Source organism: Pseudorhizobium banfieldiae (genome assembly GCF_000967425.1).
GTDB lineage: Bacteria > Pseudomonadota > Alphaproteobacteria > Rhizobiales > Rhizobiaceae > Neorhizobium > Neorhizobium banfieldiae.
This window is the reverse complement of the sequence record NZ_FO082820.1, coordinates 527,032-548,474: the sequence shown is the minus strand read 5'-3', so window position 1 is coordinate 548,474 and position 21,443 is coordinate 527,032. Positions and strand designations below refer to the sequence as shown.

23 protein-coding genes and 1 pseudogene are annotated in these 21,443 nt (G+C 61.9%); 10 read left to right on the top strand and 14 right to left on the bottom strand.

The window, feature by feature from the left end:
- The first annotated feature begins 64 nt into the window (after positions 1-64).
- Together NT26_RS02565 and NT26_RS02560 are read left to right on the top strand one after the other, a co-directional pair.
- Positions 65-676, top strand: coding sequence for a GNAT family N-acetyltransferase (locus NT26_RS02565; RefSeq protein WP_052637222.1), 612 nt, complete (start codon positions 65-67; stop codon positions 674-676).
- On the top strand, positions 673-3,579 hold the full coding sequence (locus NT26_RS02560; RefSeq protein WP_082077607.1) for an EAL domain-containing protein: 2,907 nt from the start codon (positions 673-675) through the stop codon (positions 3,577-3,579). Before NT26_RS02565 ends, NT26_RS02560 begins: the two co-directional genes overlap by 4 nt.
- Positions 3,580-3,657: 78 nt before the next feature.
- On the opposite strand, the gene NT26_RS02555 is transcribed toward NT26_RS02560, so the two are convergent.
- Entirely contained in the window at positions 3,658-3,849 is a 192-nt protein-coding gene (locus NT26_RS02555; RefSeq protein ID WP_052637221.1) for a CsbD family protein, read from the bottom strand.
- Positions 3,850-3,927: 78 nt separating this feature from the next.
- On the bottom strand, positions 3,928-4,533 hold the full coding sequence (locus NT26_RS02550) for a YqgE/AlgH family protein (protein ID WP_052641754.1): 606 nt from the start codon (positions 4,531-4,533) through the stop codon (positions 3,928-3,930).
- Between the two features lie 154 nt (positions 4,534-4,687).
- Here NT26_RS02550 and NT26_RS02545 point away from each other — a divergent pair, with 154 nt between their 5' ends.
- The gene (locus NT26_RS02545) at positions 4,688-5,536 is read left to right on the top strand and encodes a protein-disulfide reductase DsbD domain-containing protein (RefSeq protein WP_082077606.1); all 849 of its coding nucleotides are present in this window, start codon (positions 4,688-4,690) and stop codon (positions 5,534-5,536) included.
- A gap of 56 nt (positions 5,537-5,592) precedes the next feature.
- A complete protein-coding gene (locus NT26_RS02540) occupies positions 5,593-6,078 on the top strand; it encodes a peroxiredoxin (protein ID WP_052637219.1) in 486 nt (161 codons plus the stop codon).
- A gap of 48 nt (positions 6,079-6,126) precedes the next feature.
- Here NT26_RS02540 and NT26_RS02535 read toward each other — a convergent pair whose 3' ends face one another.
- The 11 genes from NT26_RS02535 to coxB all read right to left on the bottom strand — a co-directional run bounded on the left by NT26_RS02535 (position 6,127) and on the right by coxB (position 15,304).
- Positions 6,127-6,435, bottom strand: coding sequence for a Dabb family protein (locus NT26_RS02535; RefSeq protein WP_052637218.1), 309 nt, complete (start codon positions 6,433-6,435; stop codon positions 6,127-6,129).
- Positions 6,436-6,573: 138 nt separating this feature from the next.
- On the bottom strand, positions 6,574-7,014 hold the full coding sequence (rnhA, locus tag NT26_RS02530; RefSeq protein WP_052637217.1) for a ribonuclease HI: 441 nt from the start codon (positions 7,012-7,014) through the stop codon (positions 6,574-6,576).
- Entirely contained in the window at positions 7,014-7,988 is a 975-nt protein-coding gene (locus NT26_RS02525) for a homoserine kinase (protein ID WP_052637216.1), read from the bottom strand. Before NT26_RS02525 ends, rnhA begins: the two co-directional genes overlap by 1 nt.
- An 80-nt stretch (positions 7,989-8,068) precedes the next feature.
- A complete protein-coding gene (gene ispH, locus NT26_RS02520) occupies positions 8,069-9,085 on the bottom strand; it encodes a 4-hydroxy-3-methylbut-2-enyl diphosphate reductase (RefSeq protein WP_052637215.1) in 1,017 nt (338 codons plus the stop codon).
- A 75-nt stretch (positions 9,086-9,160) separates the two neighbouring features.
- Positions 9,161-9,922: an SURF1 family protein gene (locus tag NT26_RS02515; RefSeq protein ID WP_052637214.1), complete on the bottom strand. Its 762-nt coding sequence runs from the start codon at positions 9,920-9,922 to the stop codon at positions 9,161-9,163.
- Positions 9,923-10,009: 87 nt separating this feature from the next.
- Entirely contained in the window at positions 10,010-10,885 is an 876-nt protein-coding gene (locus NT26_RS02510; protein WP_052637213.1) for a cytochrome c oxidase subunit 3, read from the bottom strand.
- A 50-nt stretch (positions 10,886-10,935) separates the two neighbouring features.
- On the bottom strand, positions 10,936-11,538 hold the full coding sequence (locus NT26_RS02505; protein ID WP_052637212.1) for a cytochrome c oxidase assembly protein: 603 nt from the start codon (positions 11,536-11,538) through the stop codon (positions 10,936-10,938).
- 10 nt (positions 11,539-11,548) lie between these two features.
- Positions 11,549-11,689, bottom strand: coding sequence for a hypothetical protein (locus tag NT26_RS22930; protein ID WP_162197768.1), 141 nt, complete (start codon positions 11,687-11,689; stop codon positions 11,549-11,551).
- Positions 11,686-12,639, bottom strand: coding sequence for a heme o synthase (locus tag NT26_RS02495; protein ID WP_052637211.1), 954 nt, complete (start codon positions 12,637-12,639; stop codon positions 11,686-11,688). Before NT26_RS02495 ends, NT26_RS22930 begins: the two co-directional genes overlap by 4 nt.
- 67 nt (positions 12,640-12,706) lie before the next feature.
- Positions 12,707-14,401, bottom strand: a complete 1,695-nt coding sequence (gene ctaD / locus NT26_RS02490; protein ID WP_052637210.1) for a cytochrome c oxidase subunit I — start codon at positions 14,399-14,401, stop codon at positions 12,707-12,709.
- Positions 14,402-14,416: 15 nt separating this feature from the next.
- Positions 14,417-15,304, bottom strand: coding sequence for a cytochrome c oxidase subunit II (gene coxB / locus NT26_RS02485; RefSeq protein ID WP_052637209.1), 888 nt, complete (start codon positions 15,302-15,304; stop codon positions 14,417-14,419).
- Positions 15,305-15,610: 306 nt separating this feature from the next.
- Here coxB and NT26_RS02480 point away from each other — a divergent pair, with 306 nt between their 5' ends.
- The 4 genes and pseudogenes from NT26_RS02480 (at position 15,611) to NT26_RS02470 (ending at position 18,937) form a co-directional block, all read left to right on the top strand.
- A complete protein-coding gene (locus NT26_RS02480) occupies positions 15,611-16,195 on the top strand; it encodes an invasion associated locus B family protein (RefSeq protein ID WP_052637208.1) in 585 nt (194 codons plus the stop codon).
- A gap of 80 nt (positions 16,196-16,275) precedes the next feature.
- A complete protein-coding gene (tldD, locus tag NT26_RS02475) occupies positions 16,276-17,691 on the top strand; it encodes a metalloprotease TldD (protein ID WP_052637207.1) in 1,416 nt (471 codons plus the stop codon).
- Positions 17,692-17,695: 4 nt separating this feature from the next.
- Positions 17,696-17,821: pseudogene (locus NT26_RS23330) on the top strand (bleomycin resistance protein); the annotation flags it as partial.
- A gap of 63 nt (positions 17,822-17,884) precedes the next feature.
- On the top strand, positions 17,885-18,937 hold the full coding sequence (locus NT26_RS02470; protein ID WP_052637206.1) for a polysaccharide deacetylase family protein: 1,053 nt from the start codon (positions 17,885-17,887) through the stop codon (positions 18,935-18,937).
- Positions 18,938-18,939: 2 nt separating this feature from the next.
- On the opposite strand, the gene pdxH is transcribed toward NT26_RS02470, so the two are convergent.
- Entirely contained in the window at positions 18,940-19,560 is a 621-nt protein-coding gene (gene pdxH / locus NT26_RS02465; protein ID WP_052637205.1) for a pyridoxamine 5'-phosphate oxidase, read from the bottom strand.
- 61 nt (positions 19,561-19,621) lie between these two features.
- Here pdxH and NT26_RS02460 point away from each other — a divergent pair, with 61 nt between their 5' ends.
- Together NT26_RS02460 and NT26_RS02455 are read left to right on the top strand one after the other, a co-directional pair.
- Positions 19,622-20,074 (top strand): RT0821/Lpp0805 family surface protein, encoded by a 453-nt coding sequence (locus NT26_RS02460; protein ID WP_052637204.1) that lies wholly within the window; start codon positions 19,622-19,624, stop codon positions 20,072-20,074.
- 183 nt (positions 20,075-20,257) lie between these two features.
- Positions 20,258-21,406, top strand: a complete 1,149-nt coding sequence (locus NT26_RS02455) for a DnaJ C-terminal domain-containing protein (RefSeq protein WP_052637203.1) — start codon at positions 20,258-20,260, stop codon at positions 21,404-21,406.
- The last annotated feature ends 37 nt before the right edge of the window (positions 21,407-21,443 follow it).

The following is a 21,443-nucleotide window of genomic DNA, read 5'->3' as shown; positions in this document are numbered from 1 at the left end:
CGAAGCCTCGGCAGCGTCCATCACAGACCGCGCGCTCGCCGCCCGACGACCATCTGGAGTGGACATGACGGGATCGATCTTTCGGTTTTTGTCACGACAGCCGCAGGGCCCGCTTCTGTATGGCGAAGGCCATCTGCTTCGCCTTCCGCAAAATCGTGATTTCACGCAATGGTCGGAACTGCGAGCGGAAAGCCGCGGTTTTCTTCAGCCCTGGGAGCCGACCTGGCGGGAAGACGAATTGTCGGAAGCCTCGTTCCGGGCACGGGTGAAGCGCGGCAGCGAGGAATATCGGGCGGGCTATGCGATCCCACTGCTGCTCTTCAGTCGACCCGACCTGACGCTGCTCGGGGGACTCACCATCGGCTATATCCGGCGCGGGGCCGCCCAGAGCTGCATGATCGGCTACTGGATGGGTGAGCGCCATGCGGGCCAGGGGCACATGCTCGCCGCCCTTAAAATCGCCATCCCCTACATCTACGGGCAACTTCAGTTGCACCGGATTGAAGCAGCCTGTATTCCGGAAAACTGGAAGAGTGTCCGGTTGCTGGACAAAGCCGGATTCGAGCGAGAAGGTCTTTTGCGAAAATATCTGAAGATCAACGGGGAATGGCGCGATCACGTGATGTTCTCCCGACTGCCGGAAGATGGTGAATTCCGGAAGATGACGCGGCCATGAATGTCCGCAGTCTGACCAGGCTTTCCTCGCGCGTGATGCTGTTCCTTCTCGCTGCATTCGTAACGAGCGCCGCCCCCTTCGCATCCGATGTCCACGCCGCCGAACCGGTGAAGATCTCCCGGGACGATACTGCTCTCGATCTCACCGAGATGACGGACATCTATACCAATCAGGGAGAGGCCTTCCAGGTCTCCACGGCAGCTGGTGCCGATGGCATCCGCCGCCGCATCGAGGTCCGCTCCAGCTCACCAACCCACCAGGGGGACTGGGCGGTTTTCGCCCTGGCCAACGTGTCCGAGGAGCAGCTCGAACGGGTGATCGTGGCGCCGCATTTCCGTCTGGTCGGTTCGAAGATGTTCTGGCCCGACCTCGGCTCGCAACGCATCATGGCCATCACCCCGAGCGAGGGCTTCGCTCTTGACCGCGAACCCAGCCCCGATGCGGACGTCTTCCGGATCACGCTCAACCCCGGGTCCGTCATCACCTTCGTCGCCGAGCTTTCGACCCCTTCCCTGCCGCAGCTCTATCTTTGGGAGCCGTCCGCCTACAAGGACACGGTCAACGCCTTCACGCTCTATCGCGGCATCGTGCTGGGCATCGCCGGACTGCTCGCAGTGTTCCTGACCATTCTCTTCGTCGTCAAGGGCACATCCATGCTGCCGGCGGCAGCGGCTCTCGCCTGGGCAGTGCTTGCCTATATCTGCGTCGACTTCGGCTTCCTGGACCAGTTGATCAGCATCACGGCCAGCGACCAGCGCGTATGGCGGGCCTGTGCCGAGGTCGCCCTCGCCTCCAGCCTGGTTATCTTTCTATTTACCTACCTCAATCTCAATCGCTGGCACGTCAATCTCGGCTACGCGACGCTGGCCTGGGTCTTCTGCCTCGCCCTCCTCTTTGGTGTCGCCATATACGACCCTTCCGTCGCGTCAGGAATTGCGCGCCTGTCATTCGCACTGACGGCGACGGCCGGGATACTGCTGATCGTCTACCTCGGTCTCAACCGCTACGACCGGGCGATCCTGCTCGTCCCCACCTGGGCACTCACCCTTGTCTGGCTGTTCGGCGCCTGGCTGACCGTCACCGGCCAGCTCGACAACGACATCATCCAGCCGGCACTCGGTGGAGGGCTGGTCCTCATCGTGCTTCTCATCGGCTTCACCGTCATGCAGCACGCCTTTGCAGGCGGTGCCTATCAACAGGGCCTGTTCTCGGATCTGGAGCGCCAATCGCTGGCGCTGACCGGCTCCGGCGACACCGTATGGGATTGGGATGTCGCACGCGACCGGGTGGTGACGATCCCGGATGTCTCGCTCAAGCTCGGGCTGCCCGCCGGACTGATGCATGGACCGGTTCGCAACTGGCTGCCCCGGCTTCACCCCGACGACCGCGATCGTTTTAAGGCCACGCTCGACGTCCTGCTGGAACACCGCCGTGGCAGACTGGCCCACGAATTCCGGCTGCGTGCGGAGGACGGGCACTTTCACTGGATGCAGATCCGCGCGCGCCCTGTCCTCGGCTCCGACGGCGAGATCATCCGTTGCGTCGGCACCATAATCGACATCACGGAACAGAGGAACTCGGTCGAACGGCTGCTGCAGGATGCCATGCATGATAACCTGACCGGCCTTCCGAACCGTCAGGTCTTCCTCGACCGGCTGCAGGCCGTGCTGACGCTCGCTTCGAGCAGCGACAGCGTTCGGCCGACGGTGATGGCGATCGACATCGACCGCTACAAGCAGGTCAACGATGCGCTGGGTATCGCCGCGGGGGACAACATCCTGATCGCACTGACGCGCCGCCTCCGCCGCCTCCTGCGCCCGCAGGATACGCTGGCCAGGCTTGCCGGCGATCAATTCGGACTGATCCTGGTCTCCGAGCAGGATCCCGTGAAGGTGGCCGATTTCGCCGACGCGATTTCCAAGGCGATTATGGTGCCTATCAATTTCGCCAATCGCGAGATTATCCTGACGGCCTCTATCGGGCTGGCGTCCTGGGTAGACCAGCAGGAAAGCGGCAGTGAACTGCTCAGCAATGCCGAGCTCGCCATGTATCGGGCCAAGCGCGGCGGCGGCAACCGGGTGGAGCCCTTCCGGCCGATCTTCCGCTCCTCGGGGACGGACCGACTGCAAATCGAGACGGATCTTCGTCGCGCCATCGAGCGGAAGGAACTGTCGCTCGCCTACCAGCCGGTCATCCGGCTGAGTGATGGCGAGGTTGCCGGTTTTGAAGCGCTGCTGCGCTGGGACCACCCGCGCAAGGGCAGCATTCCGCCATCCGAGTTCATTCCGATCGCCGAAAGCTCTGACCTTATCGAGCCGCTGGGCATGTTTGCCCTCGAACGGGCTTCGAGTGACCTGATCGGCTGGCAGCGCCAGACGGGCGACCTTCCGATCTTCGTCGCGGTCAATCTTTCCAGCGCCCAGGTGTTGAACAACGGCCTCTACAACGACGTACGGGCCTTGCTGGCAAAGAGCGAATGCGACCCGCGCCAGCTCAAGTTGGAGCTGACCGAGTCCGTGATGATGGAGAATCCGGAACAGGCGCGGCTCGTCCTGACGAAGCTGAAGGAGCTCGGGATAGGGCTTGCACTTGACGATTTCGGGACCGGCTATTCATCGCTCGCCTATCTGACGCAGTTCCCGTTCGACACGATCAAGGTGGACAAGGCGCTCGTTCGTGATGTCCGGGAGAAGCGGGCTGTACTGCTTCGGTCCGTCATAGCGATGGCGCGTGCTTTGGAGATGGCCGTCGTCGCAGAAGGCATCGAGACCGACGAGGATGCAGCCGAACTTGCGAAGATGGGCTGCCAGTTTGGCCAGAGCTTCCTGTTCGGGCCCCCGACCAGCAGCGAAGCAACGCTGCGGCTTCTCAGGGAGCGATTCCCGCTGACGAAGCGCGCGTAGGATAGGGGAATTTCAGGCACGAAAAAAGCCCCGCGCCTTTAGGTGTGCGGAGCTTTTGGGCTTGGTGTCCTTGGGCGATTAGGTCCGGTCTACGACGTTCTTGACGCCTTCCTTCAGTTCGCCCTTGGCCTGTTGGCCGTGGCCCTTGGCTTCCTGTGCGGCGCCCTTGGCTTCCATTTCACGGTCGTCCATCGCGTCGCCGGCAGCCTGCCGCGCCTTGCCGGCCATTTCGTTAGCCTTGCCTGCCATCTTGTCGCTGGTGCTACCCATGTCTTGTTCTCCTTGTCGACGGCACAATTGCCTTCGTCAGGATAACGTGGCGGGCCGGGCTTCGTTCCGCGAAACGGATCACGCGTGGCCGACGTCTGTCGACAAGGCTTCGGGCGTAACGCCCAACAAGGCCAGCGCCCGGTCGTATTTCGTGTCGAGCGCGGTATCGAAAATCAATGCCTCGGTCGCCGGGCAGTTCAACCATCCATTGTTCGAAAGCTCCGCTTCGAGCTGGCCTGGTCCCCAGCCCGCATAGCCGAGCAGCATGGTAGCACGCTTCGGTCCCCGTCCTTCAGTGATCGCGCGCACGATATCGAGCGTCGCGGTCAGTGAGATATCGTCGTTGACGGGAATGCTGGATTCGCTCTCATAGTCGTCGGAGTGGAGGACAAAACCCCGCCCCGTCTCGACTGGTCCACCCATGAGCACAGGGAAACGACGAATTGTTTCAGGCAGTCCGGGAATGTCGCGCCCCTCCATCAGATCGAGATGAAGCAGGAGGTCAACGAAGGACACAGGTTGTGCGCGGTTGATGATGAATCCCATCGCGCCGGCGGGGGAATGGGCACATATGTAGATCACCGACCTCACGAAGTTGCCGTCCTGCAGTCCAGGCATGGCGATCAGGAACTGGCCATCCAGAAAGCCTGGTTCGCCCGCATCCCGGAGACTTGTCTCGACCATCTGGACCTCCTTTGCCGCGTTCAACCCACCGTGCCGAAGCGAGCCTGACCTCTTGAAGATGGGGCAGCGCCTTGGCTCAATCAACCGAAAATGATCGGCGCCGCCAATCTGGTGACTGGCCTGATACTGAAGGCTGAGGTAGAGCATTGCTTCCATGAGAACAGGCGCCGTCAGACACAGTTTCGCGAGCAGCCGGGCCACAAGCGTGGCTCTGGGCGTGGCAATCGCAGTCGGCCTCGGAGCGCCTGCCTTTTCCGAGACAACACCCTGGGCCACCAATGAGGGCGGCCGGATGCGGCTTGTCGCCCTGCCTCCTGCAAGCGATGGCACGATCCGCGGCGCGCTGCAGATCGAACCGAACCCAGGCTGGATGACCTACTGGAGGGAGCCTGGCGACGCCGGCATCCCGCCGCAGCTGAGCTTCCCCGAAGAAGCGGCGGTCGAATTGAAGAAAATGGAATATCCGGTGCCGAAGCGCATCGACAGCGGCGACCTTCGCGATATCGGTTACGATCACCCAGTGACGCTACCTTTCGAACTCAAGGTGGAAGACACTAGCAAGCCGGTCAAGGTGGGCGTTTCGGCCTTCGTTGGGCTGTGCCGCAACATCTGCATTCCCTTCCAGGCCGATTTTGCCCTCGAGCTTGCGGATACGGGGCCATCGATGGAGGAAGCCATGCTGCTCGCCTCCGCCGAAACACGCCTACCGGAGCCCGCCTCGGACGAGTTCAAGGTGATCCATCACGCCCTTTCGGACGAGGATCTACTGAAGCTTCAGGTGCGACTGCCTGCCGAGACAGCCGAGGCGCCTCAGGTGATCGTAACCGGGCCGGAAGGCCATGCCTTCTTCGACAGCGGCAAGGGGGAGGTGACCGGCCGCGACTACAGCCTGGACATCCCGATCGACAAGCTGCCGCATGGCTATGACGTCAAAGGCAAGACCTGGGGGGTGCTGGTAATTGCCGGTGACCGGGCAATGGAAAGCTCGCTTGTCTTCAACTGAAGCATACCTATAGTGCCGATGACGGCGCTGGGGCGCCCATCGATGAGGAGACTCCCATGACCATTGCCATCGGCGAAAAGCTGCCTTCCGCAACCTTCAAGGAAAAGACGGCCGACGGCCCCGTGGAAATCACGACGGAGCAGTTGTTCAAGGGCAAGCGCGTCGTCCTCTTTGCCGTGCCCGGCGCCTTTACGCCCACCTGCTCGCTCAACCACCTGCCCGGCTATCTGGAAAATCGAGACACCATCCTGTCGCGCGGCGTCGATGATATCGCCGTCGTTGCGGTCAACGACTGGCACGTAATGGGTGCCTGGGCACAATCTTCGGGCGGGATGGGCAAGATCCACTACCTGTCCGACTGGGACGGCGCTTTTACCAAGGCGCTTGGCCTCGATGTGGATCTGTCTGCCGGCGGCCTCGGTGTACGCTCGAAGCGTTACTCCATGCTGGTCGAGGATGGAGTCGTAAAATCCCTCAATGTCGAAGATTCCCCCGGCCAGGCCACCGTGTCGGGCGCCGCGGCGATGATCGAGCAGTTATAAGCTCTCGACCATCCCATCGTAAAAAGGGAGCCGAACGGCTCCCTTTTTTCATACGTCCATGTCGAAGACCATGAGGCCGGCAAGTCCTCCATCCGTCAGCGAGACGATACGATCACCTACGGCGACGTGGTCCGGATGCACCAGATAGGCATCCCTGGACTCGGCGTCCTCGAAGCGGACGATGAACCCGTCGCGGAAACCGCTGTTCAATCCTTCGGGCGAGACGTTCGGTCCGTTTTTCACCTCGATCATCCCGGGTACCGCGCCAACGAGCGCGCTGATGGAGTCGTAGATCTCCTGCTTCTCTTGTGCCTGGACGGCCGACTTGAATCTCAAAAATACACAATGAAGGATCATTCCAACCTCCCGATGGTCCGGTGGAGCACAATAGGTATCGCCGAGCGTGGGGCAACCCCGAACTCGGCAGTGGATGTAGGCTGCCTCGCTCCGGATGAAGCTTGCGGGGTAAGGGCAGGAAGAGCAGCCGAAACTTGATCAGCGTTTCTTGAACGGCGCCATCCCGAGCCGCGCCAGTTCGTCGGCGCGTTCGTTTTCCGGATGTCCGGCATGGCCCTTGATCCAGTGCAGCGTCACCTTGTGCTTGTTGCGCGCTTCTTCCAGCTGCTGCCAAAGCTCGGCGTTCTTGACCGGCTTCTTGTCGGCGGTCTTCCAGCCGTTCTTCTTCCAGCCGAAGATCCACTTGGAGATGCCGTCCTTCACATAGGCGCTGTCGGTATAGAGATCGACCTCGCAGGGGGTCTTGAGGGCATTGAGCGCTTGGATAGCCGCCATCAGTTCCATACGGTTGTTGGTCGTCTGCGCCTCGCCGCCGGACATCTCCTTCTCCGTCTCGCCGTAGCGGAGGATCGCGCCCCATCCACCGGGGCCGGGATTGCCGGAGCATGCACCGTCCGTGAATATCTCGACATGCTTCATCAGACCGCTTCCGCCGGCAGGCCATACTCGACGCTCGAGGCAATCGACCGATGGAAGCGCAACTTCCTCAGGTATTCGAGCGGATCCTTCTTCACGACAAGCGCTCCTTCGGGCGTGGTCAGCCAGTCATAGAGCCTGGTGAGGAAGAAGCGCAGCGCGGATCCCCGGCAGAGGACGGGCAGCGCATCCCTCTCCTGCCTCGAAAGCGGGCGGACGGCGTCATAACCTTCCAGGAGCGCCATGCCCTTCGTGAGATTGTAGGAGCCGTCCTTCTCAAAGCCCCAGGCATTCAGGCAGATGGCGACGTCATAGGCGAGCATATCGTTGCAAGCGAAATAGAAATCGATCAGGCCGGACAACTGGTCTCCGAGGAAGAAGACATTGTCCTGAAAGAGATCAGCGTGGATGACACCGAACGGCAGGTCGCGGGGCCAGGATGAATCGAGATAGGCGAGTTCTGACCCGATCTCCTCCTCCAGTCCCGCCTCGACTTCGTCGGCACGGTCGCCGGATTTCTCCCAGAGGGTCTTCCAGCCCTCCAGCGACAGGGCGTTGGGGCGTGTGAGCTGGAAGCCCTCCCCGGCAAGATGCATCTGCGCCAGGGCGCGGCCGACTTCGCGGCAATGCTTCGCCTCCGGCTTCCTCAGCCACATGCCCTCAAGGAAGGAGATCAGCGCCGCTGGTCGTCCTGAAAGCTCCCCGAGCAATGCACCGTCGCGGCGCGGCAGAGGCAGCGGACAGGAGAGACCGCGATCGGCCAGATGCTGCATCAGGCCGAGGAAGAACGGCAGGTCTGCCTTCTCTACCCGTTTCTCGTAGAGCGTGAGGATGAGCGGTTCTCGCGTCGTGTGCAGCAGGAAGTTCGAATTCTCGACGCCCTCGGCAATGCCCTTGTAGGAGGTAAGGTCACCGACGTTGTACTGGGTCAGGAAATCTCTGAGGTCGTCTTCGGTGATGTCTGTATAAACGGCCAAGGCTGTGTCTCGCAATGAACGGCGAGGCGCAGAGGCGCCCCGGGAATCGGCGCTACACTATCGCGCCAGCAGCCGAAAAGTCACCCGTTCACGAAGGCCATATCCTCTCGCGTGAGCGGCACGCCGCGCAACTCGCGATTGACGAGGAAGTTTTCCGTCTCCTCGGCGGTGATGGCGAGTTCGACGGTCGCGTCATACCGGGCACGGAAGGCCTCGATGATCTCATCCACGATGACTTCCGGAGCAGACGCGCCGGCCGATATGCCGAGGGTCGATATCGGACCGATCTCGTCCCAGTCCAGTTCCGAGGCGCGCTGCACCAGCAGCGAGCGCTGGGCGCCTGCCCTCAGTGCCACCTCGACAAGGCGCTTGGAGTTCGAGGAATTCGGGGCGCCGACGACGATGAACAGGTCACAGCCGGGAGCTGCTTCCTTGACGGCATCCTGGCGATTGGTAGTGGCATAGCAGATGGAGTCGGCAGCCGGAGCCTGCAGATTGGGAAACCGCTCCTGCAGCTTGGCAATCACGCCGGCGGTATCGTCGACGGAAAGCGTCGTCTGCGTCACAAAGCCGAGATTGTCCGGATCTTCCGGCAGATAGACTTCGGCATCCTCCACCGTCTCGACCAGGGAGACGCTGCCTTCCGGAAGCTGCCCCATGGTGCCGATCACCTCCGGATGGCCCGCATGGCCGATCAGGATGACATGCCGCCCGAGGCGCTGGTGGCGCATCGCCTGCTTGTGGACCTTGGATACGAGGGGGCAGGTAGCATCAAGATAGAAGAGGTTTCGGGCCTCCGCATCGGCCGGTACCGATTTTGGAACCCCGTGCGCGGAAAAGACCACCGGCTGGTTGCGATGCTCCGGCGGTATCTCGTCAAGCTCCTCGACGAAGACCGCGCCCTTGGCTTCGAGCCCTTCGACCACATAGCGGTTGTGGACGATCTCGTGCCGGACGTAGACGGGGGCGCCATAGGCCTTGAGGGCAAGAACGACGATCTGGATGGCACGATCGACGCCGGCGCAGAACCCGCGAGGGCCGCAGAGACGGATCGTCAGAGGCGGCTTGGCCAGGTGTTGTTCGGTAAGGATGGTCATGCGATCCGCTGGCTGGGAATTGGATGTTGCCGTTCATATAGGCGAGCCCTTCGCGGACCGCCAAGCAAAACTTCGTCAGGTGTCGTTCACGCCCCGGCGGCGCCGCCACCAGACGCCCGCGACAACCGCGACCAGCGCCGCTGCAAGTCCGTACCAGGTCACCGCATATTGCAGATGATTGTTGGGCAGCGAAAACTGCGTCACGCCTCCCTGCGGCCACCCACCGGGATTTGTCGATGCCGCATCGGCATCCATGAAGAAGGGGAGGACCTCCCGTCGGTCGAGACCGGTTGACGAGGCCATCCCGTCGAGATCCTTCCAGTAGAAGAGGTTCTTGGCAATGTCGTTATCCGGAACAATGGCCGAAGGCTTCTCCAGTAGCTCGGAGCGGGCGTAACCGCTCACCGTCACCTCTCCTTCAACCTGGCCCTGCGGGCGCAGAGCTGGATCTTTCAGATCATACGGCACGAAGCCGCGGTTGACGAAGAGCCTTCGGCCATCCGCGACTGTCAGCGGCGTGTAGACGTAGAAGCCGGTACGTCCTTCATGGGTAGCGAAGAAGTGCCGTTCCCGGCCGTGATCGAAAACGCCCGTCGCCGTCATGGCGCGGTATTCGATATCCTCGCCCCGGGCCAGCAGCGCCTCGATCTCCGTGACATCCAACGGCGGCGCGGCATGACGCTCCGCAATGTCTGCGAGCAACTGCTCCTTCCAGACCAGACGCTGCGCCTGCCACGTGCCAAGTGAGAGAAGGATGGCAAGAGCGAGCAGAACGAGGATCGATGTCGCGACCGACCTGAGCCGGCTCGTAGGGTGGAGTTGCGTGTTGTGGTTCATCCGTTCATGCCGCTCGTCAGTCCTCGAAAGCAGAAGGGCGGCTTGCGCCGCCCCCTCGATACCATGTGGTCTTCTGGACCCGCCCGATCAATGGGCGAGCGGAGCGCCCCAACCACCCCAGATGTAGATGGAGAAGAAGAGGAACAGCCACACCACGTCGACGAAGTGCCAGTACCATGCCGCCGCCTCGAAGCCGAAGTGCTGCTGCGGGGTGAACCCGCCACGCATGGCACGGATGAGGCAGACGATCAGGAAGATCGTGCCGATCAGGACGTGGAAGCCGTGGAAGCCCGTCGCCATGAAGAAGGTCGCGCCATAGATCGAGTTGGAGAAGTCGAACGGAGCGGTTGCGTATTCGTAGGCCTGCACGAAGGAGAACAACAGCCCAAGCGCGACGGTGAGTGCGAGACCGTTCACGAGCCCCTTGCGGTCATTGTGCAGCAGGGCGTGGTGGGCCCAAGTCACGCAAGTACCGGAGAGAAGCAAGATGACGGTGTTGTAGAGCGGCAGGTGCCACGGGTCGAGAACCTCGACGCCGGCCGGCGGCCACTGTCCACCCGTGAACTCCACGCGCGAAGCCTGAATCGCTTCGTTGGCGAAAAGGCTCGCATCGAAGAAGGCCCAGAACCACGCCACGAAGAACATGACTTCGGAGGCGATGAACATGATCATGCCGTAGCGGAGATGCAGGGAGACGACCCGCGTGTGGTTGCCCTCGCGACCTTCCTTGATGGTGTCGCTCCACCAGCCAACCATGGTGTAGAGAATGATCGCGAGACCAATGTAGAACAGCCACGGCGACGCCCAGTTGATGCCGAGCATGTTGAACTCGCCACCGTTCAGGTAACGCATGTAGCCGACACCGCCAAAGGTGATGATAAAGGCGCCGATGGACGCGATAAGCGGCCAGGGGCTCGGGTCGATGATGTGGTAGTCGTGATGTTTCTGATGCGCGTCGGCCATGTCAGAATCCCCGGATCATTGCATGCTCGCCGGAAAACCGGCGAATCCTCTCAAAGTTGCCCATTGACCGGCTTGCCCTTTTCCTGAACCGCCGCAACAGGCTTGGACGGCTGCGAGGGGTAGAAGGTGTAAGACAGCGTGATCGTCTTGATGTTCTTTGTTTCCTCGGCCTTGGTGATCTCCGGATCAACGAAGAACACTACCGGCATTTCCAGGCTCTCGCCCGGCTGGAGCGTCGTCTCCGTGAAGCAGAAGCACTCGACCTTGTTGAAGTAGGCCCCCGCCTCCATCGGCGTGACGTTGAAGACTGCGGTACCGGTGGTGGGTTCGCTCGACCTGTTCGTCGCGGTAAATGTCACCTGGACGGTTTCGCCGATCTTCGGCTCGATGCGCTTCGCCGCCTTGAAATCCCAGTTCAGGCCGTTCGACGTGTTGGCGTCGAAGGTTACAGGGAGCGTTTGATCCAGAATGACGTCGGAATACTGCTCCGCCCGCTGGGTCGTGCCATTGTAACCGGTCACCTGGCAGAACAGCTGGTAGAGGGGCACCGCCGCATAGGCCATGCCGATCATGCCGCCGACGAAGACGAAGCACATCGCCATGATCGTGCCGTTACCGACCCGTCTGTCCTGTGATGCCTTAACCTGCGTCATGTTCCGCTCCTCAACCGCCGATGCCGCCGATCTTGACGATGGTGATGACGTAGAAGAGACCGACCAGCCCCGCGAGAACCAGCCCAAGTGCAATGTTGCGATTGCGCCGCGACTTCTTCTGCTTGTCGGTCACCTTTATGGTGTCGATCATTGTATCCCTCCCGCCAGATTGGCCAGCCCGGCTGCGAAATAGTCTGCTAGCAGGGCGGAGAAGATCGCGAAGAGGTAGAAGACCGAGTAGGCAAACATCTTCTTTGCCGCGATCATCTTCTGGTCGCCATCCGGCATGCGCCAGACGGCGATGGAACAGTAGATGAAGACAGCGCCAAGCACCGCTGCGAACAGGCCATAGCCGAGGCTCGCCAGCCCCGTGAAATAGGGCGCGACGGCGACGGCCGCAGTCAGGACGGCATAGGCGACGATCTGGTTCTTCGTGGAGCGCTCACCGGCGACGTTCGGCATCATGGGAATGCCGACCGAGCCGTAGTCGCGCATCTTGAACAGCGCCAGAGCCCAGAAATGCGCAGGCGTCCACAGGAAGATGATGAGGAAAAGCAGGATGCTGTCGAGCGAGACGCTCCCGGTGACGCAGGCCCAGCCGATCATCGGCGGAAATGCCCCCGAGGCTCCGCCGATGACTATGTTCTGCGGCGTCGAGCGCTTGAGCCACATCGTGTAGACGACGGCATAGAAGAAGATGGTGAAGGCCAGCAGCGAGGCAGCGGCCCAGTTCACGGCGAGCCCGAGGATCGCTACGGAAAAGACGGAGAGCGTGAGGCCGAAGGCCAGCGCCTCGCGCGGCTCGATCCGTCCTGACGGGATCGGGCGCTTCGCCGTACGCGACATGACGGCATCGATATCGGCGTCATACCACATGTTCAGTGCCCCGGACGCTCCAGCGCCGACGGCGATGCACAGGACGGAGATCGCGGCCAGGACGGGATTGATGTTACCCGGCGCCACGACCAGCCCGACAAGCGCCGTAAAGACCACAAGCGACATCACCCGCGGCTTCAGAAGCTCGAAGAAATCGCGCGCACTGGCTTCAGAAAGGCTGATGCCTCTCTCGTCGCCAACTGCATCGTGATCGATTACCGTCATTATCTTGTCCGTTTTTGTTATTGCTCAGGGCACCGCGGGAAGCGGTGCCCTGTCTGTCAGGCCTGGATCAGCGGACCTTCGGCAGCTGTTCCCACTGGTGGTAAGGCGGCGGCGAAGAGAGCTGCCATTCGAGCGTGCTGGCGCCCTCGCCCCACGGGTTGTCACCGGCGACGCGCTTCTTCGCGAAGGCCTCCCATACCATGTAGAGGAAGATGATGACGCCGAGGAAGGAGATGTACGAGCCGATCGAGGACACCCAGTTCCAGCCTGCGTAGGCATCCGGGTAGTCGATGTAGCGGCGCGGCATGCCTGCCAGACCCAGGAAGTGCTGCGGGAAGAACACCAGGTTCACACCGATGAACATGACCCAGAAGTGCAGGTTGCCCAGCATCTCGGAGTACATGTAGCCGGACATCTTCGGGAACCAGTAGTACCAGGCCGCGAAGATGGCGAAGACGGCGCCGAGCGACAGGACGTAGTGGAAGTGTGCAACGACGTAGTACGTGTCGTGCATTGAGCGGTCGAGGCCGGCATTGGCGAGCTGAACGCCCGTCACGCCGCCGACGGTGAACAGGAAGATGAACCCGATCGCCCAGATCATCGGCGTGCGGAAGGTGAGCGAGCCGCCCCACATCGTCGCAATCCATGAGAAGATCTTGATCCCGGTCGGGATGGCGATGACCATCGTCGCGAAGACGAAGTAGCGCTGCGCATCGAGCGACAGGCCGACCGTATACATGTGGTGGGCCCAGACGATGAAGCCGACGGCACCGATCGCAACCATGGCATAGGCCATGCCGAGGTAGCCGAAGACCGGCTTGCGCGAGAAGGTCGACACGATGTGGCTGATGATGCCGAAGCCTGGCAGGATCAGGATGTAGACTTCCGGGTGACCGAAGAACCAGAAGAGGTGCTGGTAGAGGATCGGGTCACCGCCGCCTTCCGGTGAGAAGAAGGTGGTGCCGAAGTTGCGATCGGTCAGCAGCATGGTGATGCCGCCGGCGAGAACCGGAAGCGAGAGCAGCAGCAGGAATGCGGTGACCAGCACCGACCATGCGAAGAGCGGCATCTTGTGGATGGTCATGCCGGGAGCGCGCATGTTCAGGATCGTGGTGATGAAGTTAATCGCACCCAAAATGGAGGACGCGCCCGAAACGTGTAGCGCGAAGATCGCCAGGTCGATGGCAGGGCCCGGATGGCCAGCCGTCGCCAGCGGCGGATAGAGAGTCCAGCCGCCACCTGCACCATAGGCACCGGCAGGCCCCTCAACGAAGAGCGACAGCATCAGCAGCAGGAATGCCGGCGGCAACAGCCAGAAGGAAATGTTGTTGAGGCGCGGGAAGGCCATGTCCGGAGCGCCGATCATGATCGGGATCATCCAGTTGGCGAAGCCCCCGATCAGCGCCGGCATGACCATGAAGAAGATCATGACAAGAGCATGCGCAGTGGTGAACACATTATACATGTGCTTGCCGCCGTCGATGGCAGCGTCACCCTCGAAGCCGTAGACCATGGCCGCGAGGCCGTGGAAGATCTGGATGCCGGGCTCCTGGAGCTCCATGCGCATCGCGACGGACATGAGGCCACCGATGATGCCCGCGATGATCGCGAAGATCAGGTAGAGCGTGCCGATGTCCTTGTGGTTGGTCGAAAGGAACCAGCGGGCGAAGAAGCCCGGCTTATGGTCATGATGCCCGTGCGCATCGGCGTGCGAGGCAGTGCGGGCGTGAGCGTGATCGTCGTGAGCGGTTGGTCCAGCCATTGTCCTCACTCCTCGTTACTTGGATTCGGTTGCCGCAAGGCGAACGGCATCACCCGACTCGTCAACTGCAGCCATCAGAGCGCGATTGGCGCCGGCCAGGTCTGACTGAGCGGCCGCCAGCCAGGTGTTGTACTGCTCTTCGGAGACGACGCGGATCGCGATCGGCATAAAGGCGTGGTCCTTGCCGCAGAGCTCGGAGCACTGGCCATAATACATGCCTTCCCGCTCCGCCTTGAACCATGTCTCGTTGAGACGGCCCGGCACGGCGTCGATCTTCAGGCCGAAGGCAGGCATGGCGAATGCGTGGATGACGTCGGTCGGCGCTGCCGTCACCAGCAGGCGAACAGTCTTGTTCACCGGCACGACCATTTCGTTGTCGACGGCGAGCAGGCGCGGATAGGCGGCGAGATCCTCCTTGCCGGCCGCGGCACGGTCTTCGTCCCTGAGGATATAGGAATCGAAGGCGAGCGGAGTTTCACCACCCTCGTATTCATAGCTCCACAGCCACTGGGTGCCGGTTGCCTTGACCGTCAGATCCGGGTTGGTCGGGATCGTCAGCTGCGCGTTGAGGAGATTAAAGGAAGGGATCGCGATGAGGAAGAGAACGAGAACCGGTCCGATGGTCCAGATGATCTCGATCATCGTGTTGTGGCTCGTACGCGACGGCACCGGATTGGCGCTGGCGCGGAACTTCATGACAACGACGACCAGAAGGATCAGAACAAGGAAGGTAATCGGGACAATGAACCACAGGGTGTAGTTATTGAACCACTTGATTTCCTGCATGATCGGGGTGGCGGGGGCCTGCAGGTCAACCTGCCAGGGCGTGGGCTGATCGGCGAAACCGGCAGAAGCAAAGAGCAGACAGATGAGCGCCGTCATCACCGCAAAAGCTCTGTTCATCACTAATTCTCCTCAGGCGTTTGATCTGGATCAACCTCAAACGCAGAATCCAGGCTATGTGACCTGCTTCAATCACAGTTTGACGGTCGCCGCAATATCTGGCGGGAAAACGCCGTGCGGCATTTTTGCGCTTCGTCAAATGCCGAGAGTCTCACGGGTTTTGGCACAAAATCCGGGTGCGCCACCTCCCTCCCTCGGGACACCAGTCCCATTTTCGCCTCACTCGATTGGGAAGAGGTCGGGGCTTTTCATTTCGCGCCTGCAACGCCAAGAATAGCCGCACCGATTCGCTGTCCAGAGGGTTTTATGGGTCGCTCCTCGATCATTGCCGCTTGTCTCGTTGCTGTCCTTGCCGGCTCGACGCTTTCCGCGCAGGCACAGCAACCTGCTGCACCGGCGCCCGGCACGGAGGCTGCGCCCTCCGCTGAAGATCGGGTTCCGACGTCATCGAGGCAGCAGCCCGGCGCGGTGCGCTCCAACCACGGCGCATGGTCGATCATTTGCGACCGGCCTGCGGGTGCCTCGTCGGAACAGTGCGCGCTGATGCAGAACGTCATCGCCGATGACCGGCCGGAAGTCGGCCTTTCGGTGGTGGTACTGAAGACCGCAGACGGCAAGGCGAAGATCCTGCGCATCCTCGCACCGCTCGGCGTCCTGCTCAAGGACGGCATGGAGCTCTTCGTCGACAACAACAATATCGGCCGCGCCTACTTCACCCGCTGCTTTTCCGAGGGCTGCTATGTGGAGGTTGAGATCGACGACGAGCTGATGCGCATTCTGCGGGCCGGCAAGAACGCAGTTTTCGCATTGCGGGAATCGGTCGACCAGGACCGCGTCGGCATACCGATCGAGTTGACCGGCTTCGCCGCCGGCTACGACGCCCTGCCCTGATCCTTGCTTCGGCCTATAGCCGGACCTACATCGGTTTCACACGCTCCCTGTCATCGCGGGGAGCAAGGGAGCATTTACTGATGAACACCGACCTCTTGAGCCTTTTCGACTGCGACGAGGCAAGGCTGCGCCGCATTCTCTCCGAAACCCTTTCGGCTGCCGATGACGGCGAGTTGTTCGTGGAACATGCACAGGCGGAATCGCTCACCTTCGACAACGGCCGGCTGAAAGGCGGGAGCTTCAACACCGACCAGGGCTTCGGGCTTCGTGCCGTTGCGGGGGAATCGGTTGGCTATGCGCATGCGGGCGAACTGTCAGCGGCGGCCCTATCACGCGCAGCCGATGCGGTGCGGGCAGTCACGGCCGGCTATTCCGGCTCCTATGCCGCGGCACCGCAGCGGACCAACAAGAAATACTATGGCGACGAGAACCCCATCGGCCAGCCGAGCTTCGAGGAGAAGGTGAAGCTCCTGACGGAGATCGACACCTATCTGAGGGGCAAGGATCCGAAGGTCCGGCAGGTGACGGCCACGGCTTCCGCCAGCTGGCAGGTGGTCGACATCCTGCGCGCCGACGGCCACCGGGTGCAGGACATCCGGCCGATGACGCGGGTCAACATTTCCGTCGTGGTGGGTGATGGCGACCGGCAGGAATCGGGCTCCTTCGGCACCGGCGGTCGCATGGGCTTCGGTGACTTCGTTGCCAGCGGCAATTGGAAGACAGGCGCCGACGAGGCGCTCCGGCAGGCATTGGTCAATCTTGAAGCCATCGAGGCACCCGCAGGCACCATGGATGTCGTGCTTGGCAACGGGTGGCCGGGTGTGATGCTGCACGAGGCCGTCGGCCATGGGCTGGAAGGCGACTTCAACCGCAAGAAAACCTCCGCCTTCGCCGGACTGCTCGGCGAAATGGTCGCCGCACCCGGCGTGACCGTCGTCGATGACGGCACGATCGACAACCGCCGCGGCTCCATCACCATCGACGACGAAGGGACCCCCTCCGGCTACAACGTCCTGATCGAGAACGGCAAGCTCGTCGGCTACATGCAGGACCGGCAGAATGCCCGGTTGATGGGCATGATGCCGACCGGTAACGGGCGCCGCCAGGGTTATGCGCATGTGCCCATGCCGCGTATGACCAACACGTACATGCTGGGCGGCGACAAGACGCCTGAAGAAATCATCGCCTCCGTCAAGAAGGGTATCTATGCGGTCTCCTTCGGCGGCGGGCAGGTGGACATCACCTCCGGCAAGTTCGTCTTTGGCTGCACCGAGGCCTACATGATCGAGAACGGCAGGATCGGCCCGGCCATCAAGGGCGCCATGCTGATCGGCAACGGGCCTGAGGCCATGAAGCGCGTTTCGATGGTCGGCAACGATAGCAAGCTCGACACCGGCATCGGCAATTGCGGCAAGGCAGGGCAATGGGTACCCGTGGGCGTCGGCCAGCCGCATCTCCGCATGGACCAGGTCACGGTCGGCGGCACGCGGACTTAGAGCGTTGGCGGCAAACGCCCTGGTTCCGGAACTCGCCGTCTCGGATTGGCGAACGAGCCGCGCCTTCTACTCAGACGTGATCGGCTTTTCCGTCCGATACGAGCGGCCAATGCCCGATAACGGGTTCAGTAACGATTAAGACAATCCCGTCTAACTTCTCCGGCAGGTGGGGCAACGGGGCGGGTCCATATCTATGAATATGCGGTTGAAGGCGCTGCTGAAGCGACGAGGCAAGCGATTGGCTATTGCCGGCGCACTCGAGGCAGCGGCGCTGCTCTCACGGGCCGGAGCCATCGGGCGGGCCAGGGGCCGTGGTGCGATTTTCACGCTGCACCACGTCCGCCCGGCAGACGCCTCGTCCTTTGCCGCCAACAGGCATCTGGAAGTCACCCCCGAATTCCTCGATCAGGCGATCGCGCAGCTCCGAGAGGATGGGTATGAGTTCATTCGCCTGGATGAGGTTGCTGCGCGGTTGCGGTCGCGGGGCCTGCGGCCGTTCGCAGTCTTTACCCTTGACGACGGCTATCGCAACAATGCGGAGCACGCGCTGCCGGTCTTCGAGCGGCATGGCGTTCCCTTCACCATCTTCTTCACCCGCGGGTTTTGCGAGCGCACCCATACGCTCTGGTGGGAGACGCTCGGACGTCTTCTCACTTGCAACGACACACTTCGGTTTGATTTCGGCCAGGGCGACGAAAGGCTCGACCTTTCCACGGAGCCACAAAAGCTGCAGGCCTTCGATCGCTTCGCACGTTTCGTCGAGACCGAGCCCGAGGACGTCGCGGTTGCCCGGATCGATGGGCTTGCGCGCGAGCATGGGATCGATCCGCTGAAGATCACCGGTGATCTCGTCATGAGTTGCGACGAACTTCGACAGATCGCGTCGCATCCCCTAGCATCCCCGGGCGCCCACACAATCAGCCATCGCAACGTAGCCCGGCTTCCGACGGACGAGGCGCGCCGCGAGCTGGAGCAATCGGCGGACTGGCTCGAGACGCTCGCGGGCAAGCGCCCCCGTGCCTTCGCCTATCCTTATGGATTTCCAGCTGCCGTGACTGAGCGGGACACGGAGATAGCACGGGAGGTCGGCTTCGAGGTAGCGGTCACGACGCAGCCCGGGACGATCGACGAAAGCTCAGCAGGCCGGCTGACCGCCCTGCCCCGGATCTCCCTGAACGGGCACTTCCAGCGTCCCCGCTACGTGTCGGCGCTGGCTTCCGGCATTCCCTTCAAGCTGATGCGTTAGGATCAGGGATACATCCTGACCTTTTCCCAGGCGCCTTCGGGAGAGGGACGCCGGAACTCGATCCGGTCATGCAGGCGGAAGGGGCGGTCGTGCCAAAATTCGATGGAAACGGGCTTGATACGGAAGCCGGACCAGTGCGCCGGGCGCGGGATCTCTCCGATTGCATATCGGGCCGTGAACTCAGCCACGGCCTTTTCCAGCGCGAACCGACCTTCGAGAGGCCGGGACTGTTTCGACGCCCAGGCTCCGATCCGGCTGCCGCGGGGACGGGTTGCGTAGTAGGCGTCGGCCTCGGCGTCGGTCACCACCTCGACCTCGCCCCTCAGCCTCACCTGCCGACGCAGGGACTTCCAGTGGAAGCACATTGCCGCCTTCTTCTGGCCAAGGATTTCGCGACCCTTCTGGCTTTCGAAGTTGGTGTAGAAGACGAAGCCCTGCGCGTCGTATCCCTTCAGCAGGACCATACGCACGTTGGGCATGCCATGGTCGTCCACCGTGGCGAGCGCCACGGCCGTCGGATCATTCAGCTCGGACGTCTCCGCTTCCTTCAGCCATTTGCCGAACAGGGCAAAAGGCTCGTGTTCTTCGGTGAAGTCACTCGTTGTTAACCCACTCTCAGACATATTGACTAAAACACTCCCGACTGGTGAATTTGCCCGTGACTCAGCCCGGACAGGACGCAAGGTGGTACTGATAGCAAAGTCGAACAAGCGCTCAAAGTGGCTGGTCCGAACAAGTACGCATGCGTTCGCCCTGATATCGATCGCTCTTTCCTCGACCTCATGTACCAGCAGTCTCGACCTGCTCGGCAGCGCATCGAAGGTCGACCGCTCCATTTCGACGGGAACCGTGCCACGCAGCGGATCAGAAGACGTCCTGTCGGACGAGGCGACCGTCCGCAACGCCGTGACATCGGCCGATCTTGCCAAGGTCGGCGATACGCCACTGCCCTGGGCAAACACGGCCACCGGCAGCGCAGGCGTGGTATCGACCATCAAGGAAGCGCGGAATGCAGGCCGTGTCTGCCGCGACTTCAAGACCACCCGTCACTCCTACGAGGGAATAGCGATGTTCTCCGGCCAGGCATGCATGACGGGTCGGGGCGACTGGTTGCTGACTGCTTTCGATCGTCAGTAGAATTTTAACTGTCCGGCACCCTGCACGGCACGCGTAACCACTGATTCACAATTGTCCTGATAACCTTCAGTACCGCGGAGACACCGGGAAAGGAACCGGTCGACTCCGTGAACGTTGTTGTCGTTATAACAGGCGGGGCCACGCATCGTGGGATACGCCATTCTTTGAACCGGTGGTCATTTCATGCGTGATCCGTACTCTGTTCTTGGTGTGCAACGAAATGCCGATGCAGACGAGATCAAGGCTGCCTGGCGTTCGAAGGCCAAATCCGTCCATCCCGACCACAATCAAAGTGATCCGGGCGCTTCGAGCCGTTTTGCGGAAGTCGGCCGCGCCTATGAGGTTCTGAAGGATCCTGATCGCCGCAAGCGCTACGACCGCGCCGTCGATGCCCACCAAACGATCCTGCAGCAGCGCCAGGCTGCACGCGAAGCTGCCGAGCGCGCCAAGGCGGCCAAGGCGAATGCCGAGAAGGTCATGGAGGAGCTCGCACGGGCCAATGCCCAGCGCGCGCAGGCCCAGGCGAATGCCAAGGCGGCAGCGCCCGAGACGGAAGCTGCCGAAGACATGGTCGAACGGATATTCGGCGCCGCGAAGGAGGCAGGTGCGAGCGCCGACGAAGGCCGGACGAGGCAGGACAGCGAGGCAAGCGGAAAGGCTCAGCCCCAACCTTCATCTTTCTCCTCGGGTTCGGCTGCCGGAACGGACAAAAATCCATCGGAAGGCGGCAATATCGCGCCGGAGCCGCGGCCGCTGCCCGTGCAGGCGGTTGATCTCATCGCGTCACTCGTCCGCCGCATTCGCGGGGTGAATGCTCCGCCGGAAAAGGCGCCGGATCATGCCGTCGAAGCGCATGTTTCCCTCGAAGAACTTCTGAAGCAGAGCTGGGTGGCGATCAAGCTTCCGGAGGATCGCGAAGTTCACTTCCGGCTCGAGCCCGGCATGACCGCCGGCCATGTTGCGCGCCTGAAGGGCCAGGGACTGAAGGTGCCGGGCATGCTGCGCGGCGACCTGCTCGTGACCCTCAAGCTGGTCACCGACGCGAAGTTCCGGGTCGAGGGATACGATATCCACACCATCATGCCGATCTCGCTCGAGGACGCCGTACTCGGAACCGAAACCCAGGTCGAGACGCCTGAGGGACCGAGGCAGATCACCGTCCCACCATGGTCGGGGTCGGATCGGGCGATCGAACTGGAAGAGCTCGGGCTTGCCAATGGCGAGGGTAGTCGCGGCAAGCTGGTCGTCGAACTGCGGGTGATGCTGTGGGAAAAACCCGACGCGAAGGTGACGGACCTCATGCGGCACATGCGCGAGGGCCTCTACGTCTGATCCTGGTTGGCCCATCCCCTTGCCATGCACTCTTTGT

Excerpts from the sequence above, each read along its gene's own strand:
- NT26_RS02565 (WP_052637222.1), top strand. The coding sequence starts at position 65 with ATGACGGGATCGATCTTTCGGTTTTTGTCACGACAGCCGCAGGGCCCG.
- NT26_RS02560 (WP_082077607.1), top strand. The coding sequence starts at position 673 with ATGAATGTCCGCAGTCTGACCAGGCTTTCCTCGCGCGTGATGCTGTTC.
- NT26_RS02555 (WP_052637221.1), bottom strand. The coding sequence starts at position 3,849 with ATGGGTAGCACCAGCGACAAGATGGCAGGCAAGGCTAACGAAATGGCC.
- NT26_RS02550 (WP_052641754.1), bottom strand. The coding sequence starts at position 4,533 with ATGGTCGAGACAAGTCTCCGGGATGCGGGCGAACCAGGCTTTCTGGAT.
- NT26_RS02545 (WP_082077606.1), top strand. The coding sequence starts at position 4,688 with ATGAGAACAGGCGCCGTCAGACACAGTTTCGCGAGCAGCCGGGCCACA.
- NT26_RS02540 (WP_052637219.1), top strand. The coding sequence starts at position 5,593 with ATGACCATTGCCATCGGCGAAAAGCTGCCTTCCGCAACCTTCAAGGAA.
- NT26_RS02535 (WP_052637218.1), bottom strand. The coding sequence starts at position 6,435 with ATGATCCTTCATTGTGTATTTTTGAGATTCAAGTCGGCCGTCCAGGCA.
- rnhA (WP_052637217.1), bottom strand. The coding sequence starts at position 7,014 with ATGAAGCATGTCGAGATATTCACGGACGGTGCATGCTCCGGCAATCCC.
- ispH (WP_052637215.1), bottom strand. The coding sequence starts at position 9,085 with ATGACCATCCTTACCGAACAACACCTGGCCAAGCCGCCTCTGACGATC.
- NT26_RS02515 (WP_052637214.1), bottom strand. The coding sequence starts at position 9,922 with ATGAACCACAACACGCAACTCCACCCTACGAGCCGGCTCAGGTCGGTC.
- NT26_RS02510 (WP_052637213.1), bottom strand. The coding sequence starts at position 10,885 with ATGGCCGACGCGCATCAGAAACATCACGACTACCACATCATCGACCCG.
- NT26_RS02505 (WP_052637212.1), bottom strand. The coding sequence starts at position 11,538 with ATGACGCAGGTTAAGGCATCACAGGACAGACGGGTCGGTAACGGCACG.
- NT26_RS22930 (WP_162197768.1), bottom strand. The coding sequence starts at position 11,689 with ATGATCGACACCATAAAGGTGACCGACAAGCAGAAGAAGTCGCGGCGC.
- NT26_RS02495 (WP_052637211.1), bottom strand. The coding sequence starts at position 12,639 with ATGACGGTAATCGATCACGATGCAGTTGGCGACGAGAGAGGCATCAGC.
- ctaD (WP_052637210.1), bottom strand. The coding sequence starts at position 14,401 with ATGGCTGGACCAACCGCTCACGACGATCACGCTCACGCCCGCACTGCC.
- coxB (WP_052637209.1), bottom strand. The coding sequence starts at position 15,304 with ATGAACAGAGCTTTTGCGGTGATGACGGCGCTCATCTGTCTGCTCTTT.
- NT26_RS02480 (WP_052637208.1), top strand. The coding sequence starts at position 15,611 with ATGGGTCGCTCCTCGATCATTGCCGCTTGTCTCGTTGCTGTCCTTGCC.
- tldD (WP_052637207.1), top strand. The coding sequence starts at position 16,276 with ATGAACACCGACCTCTTGAGCCTTTTCGACTGCGACGAGGCAAGGCTG.
- NT26_RS02470 (WP_052637206.1), top strand. The coding sequence starts at position 17,885 with ATGAATATGCGGTTGAAGGCGCTGCTGAAGCGACGAGGCAAGCGATTG.
- pdxH (WP_052637205.1), bottom strand. The coding sequence starts at position 19,560 with ATGTCTGAGAGTGGGTTAACAACGAGTGACTTCACCGAAGAACACGAG.
- NT26_RS02455 (WP_052637203.1), top strand. The coding sequence starts at position 20,258 with ATGCGTGATCCGTACTCTGTTCTTGGTGTGCAACGAAATGCCGATGCA.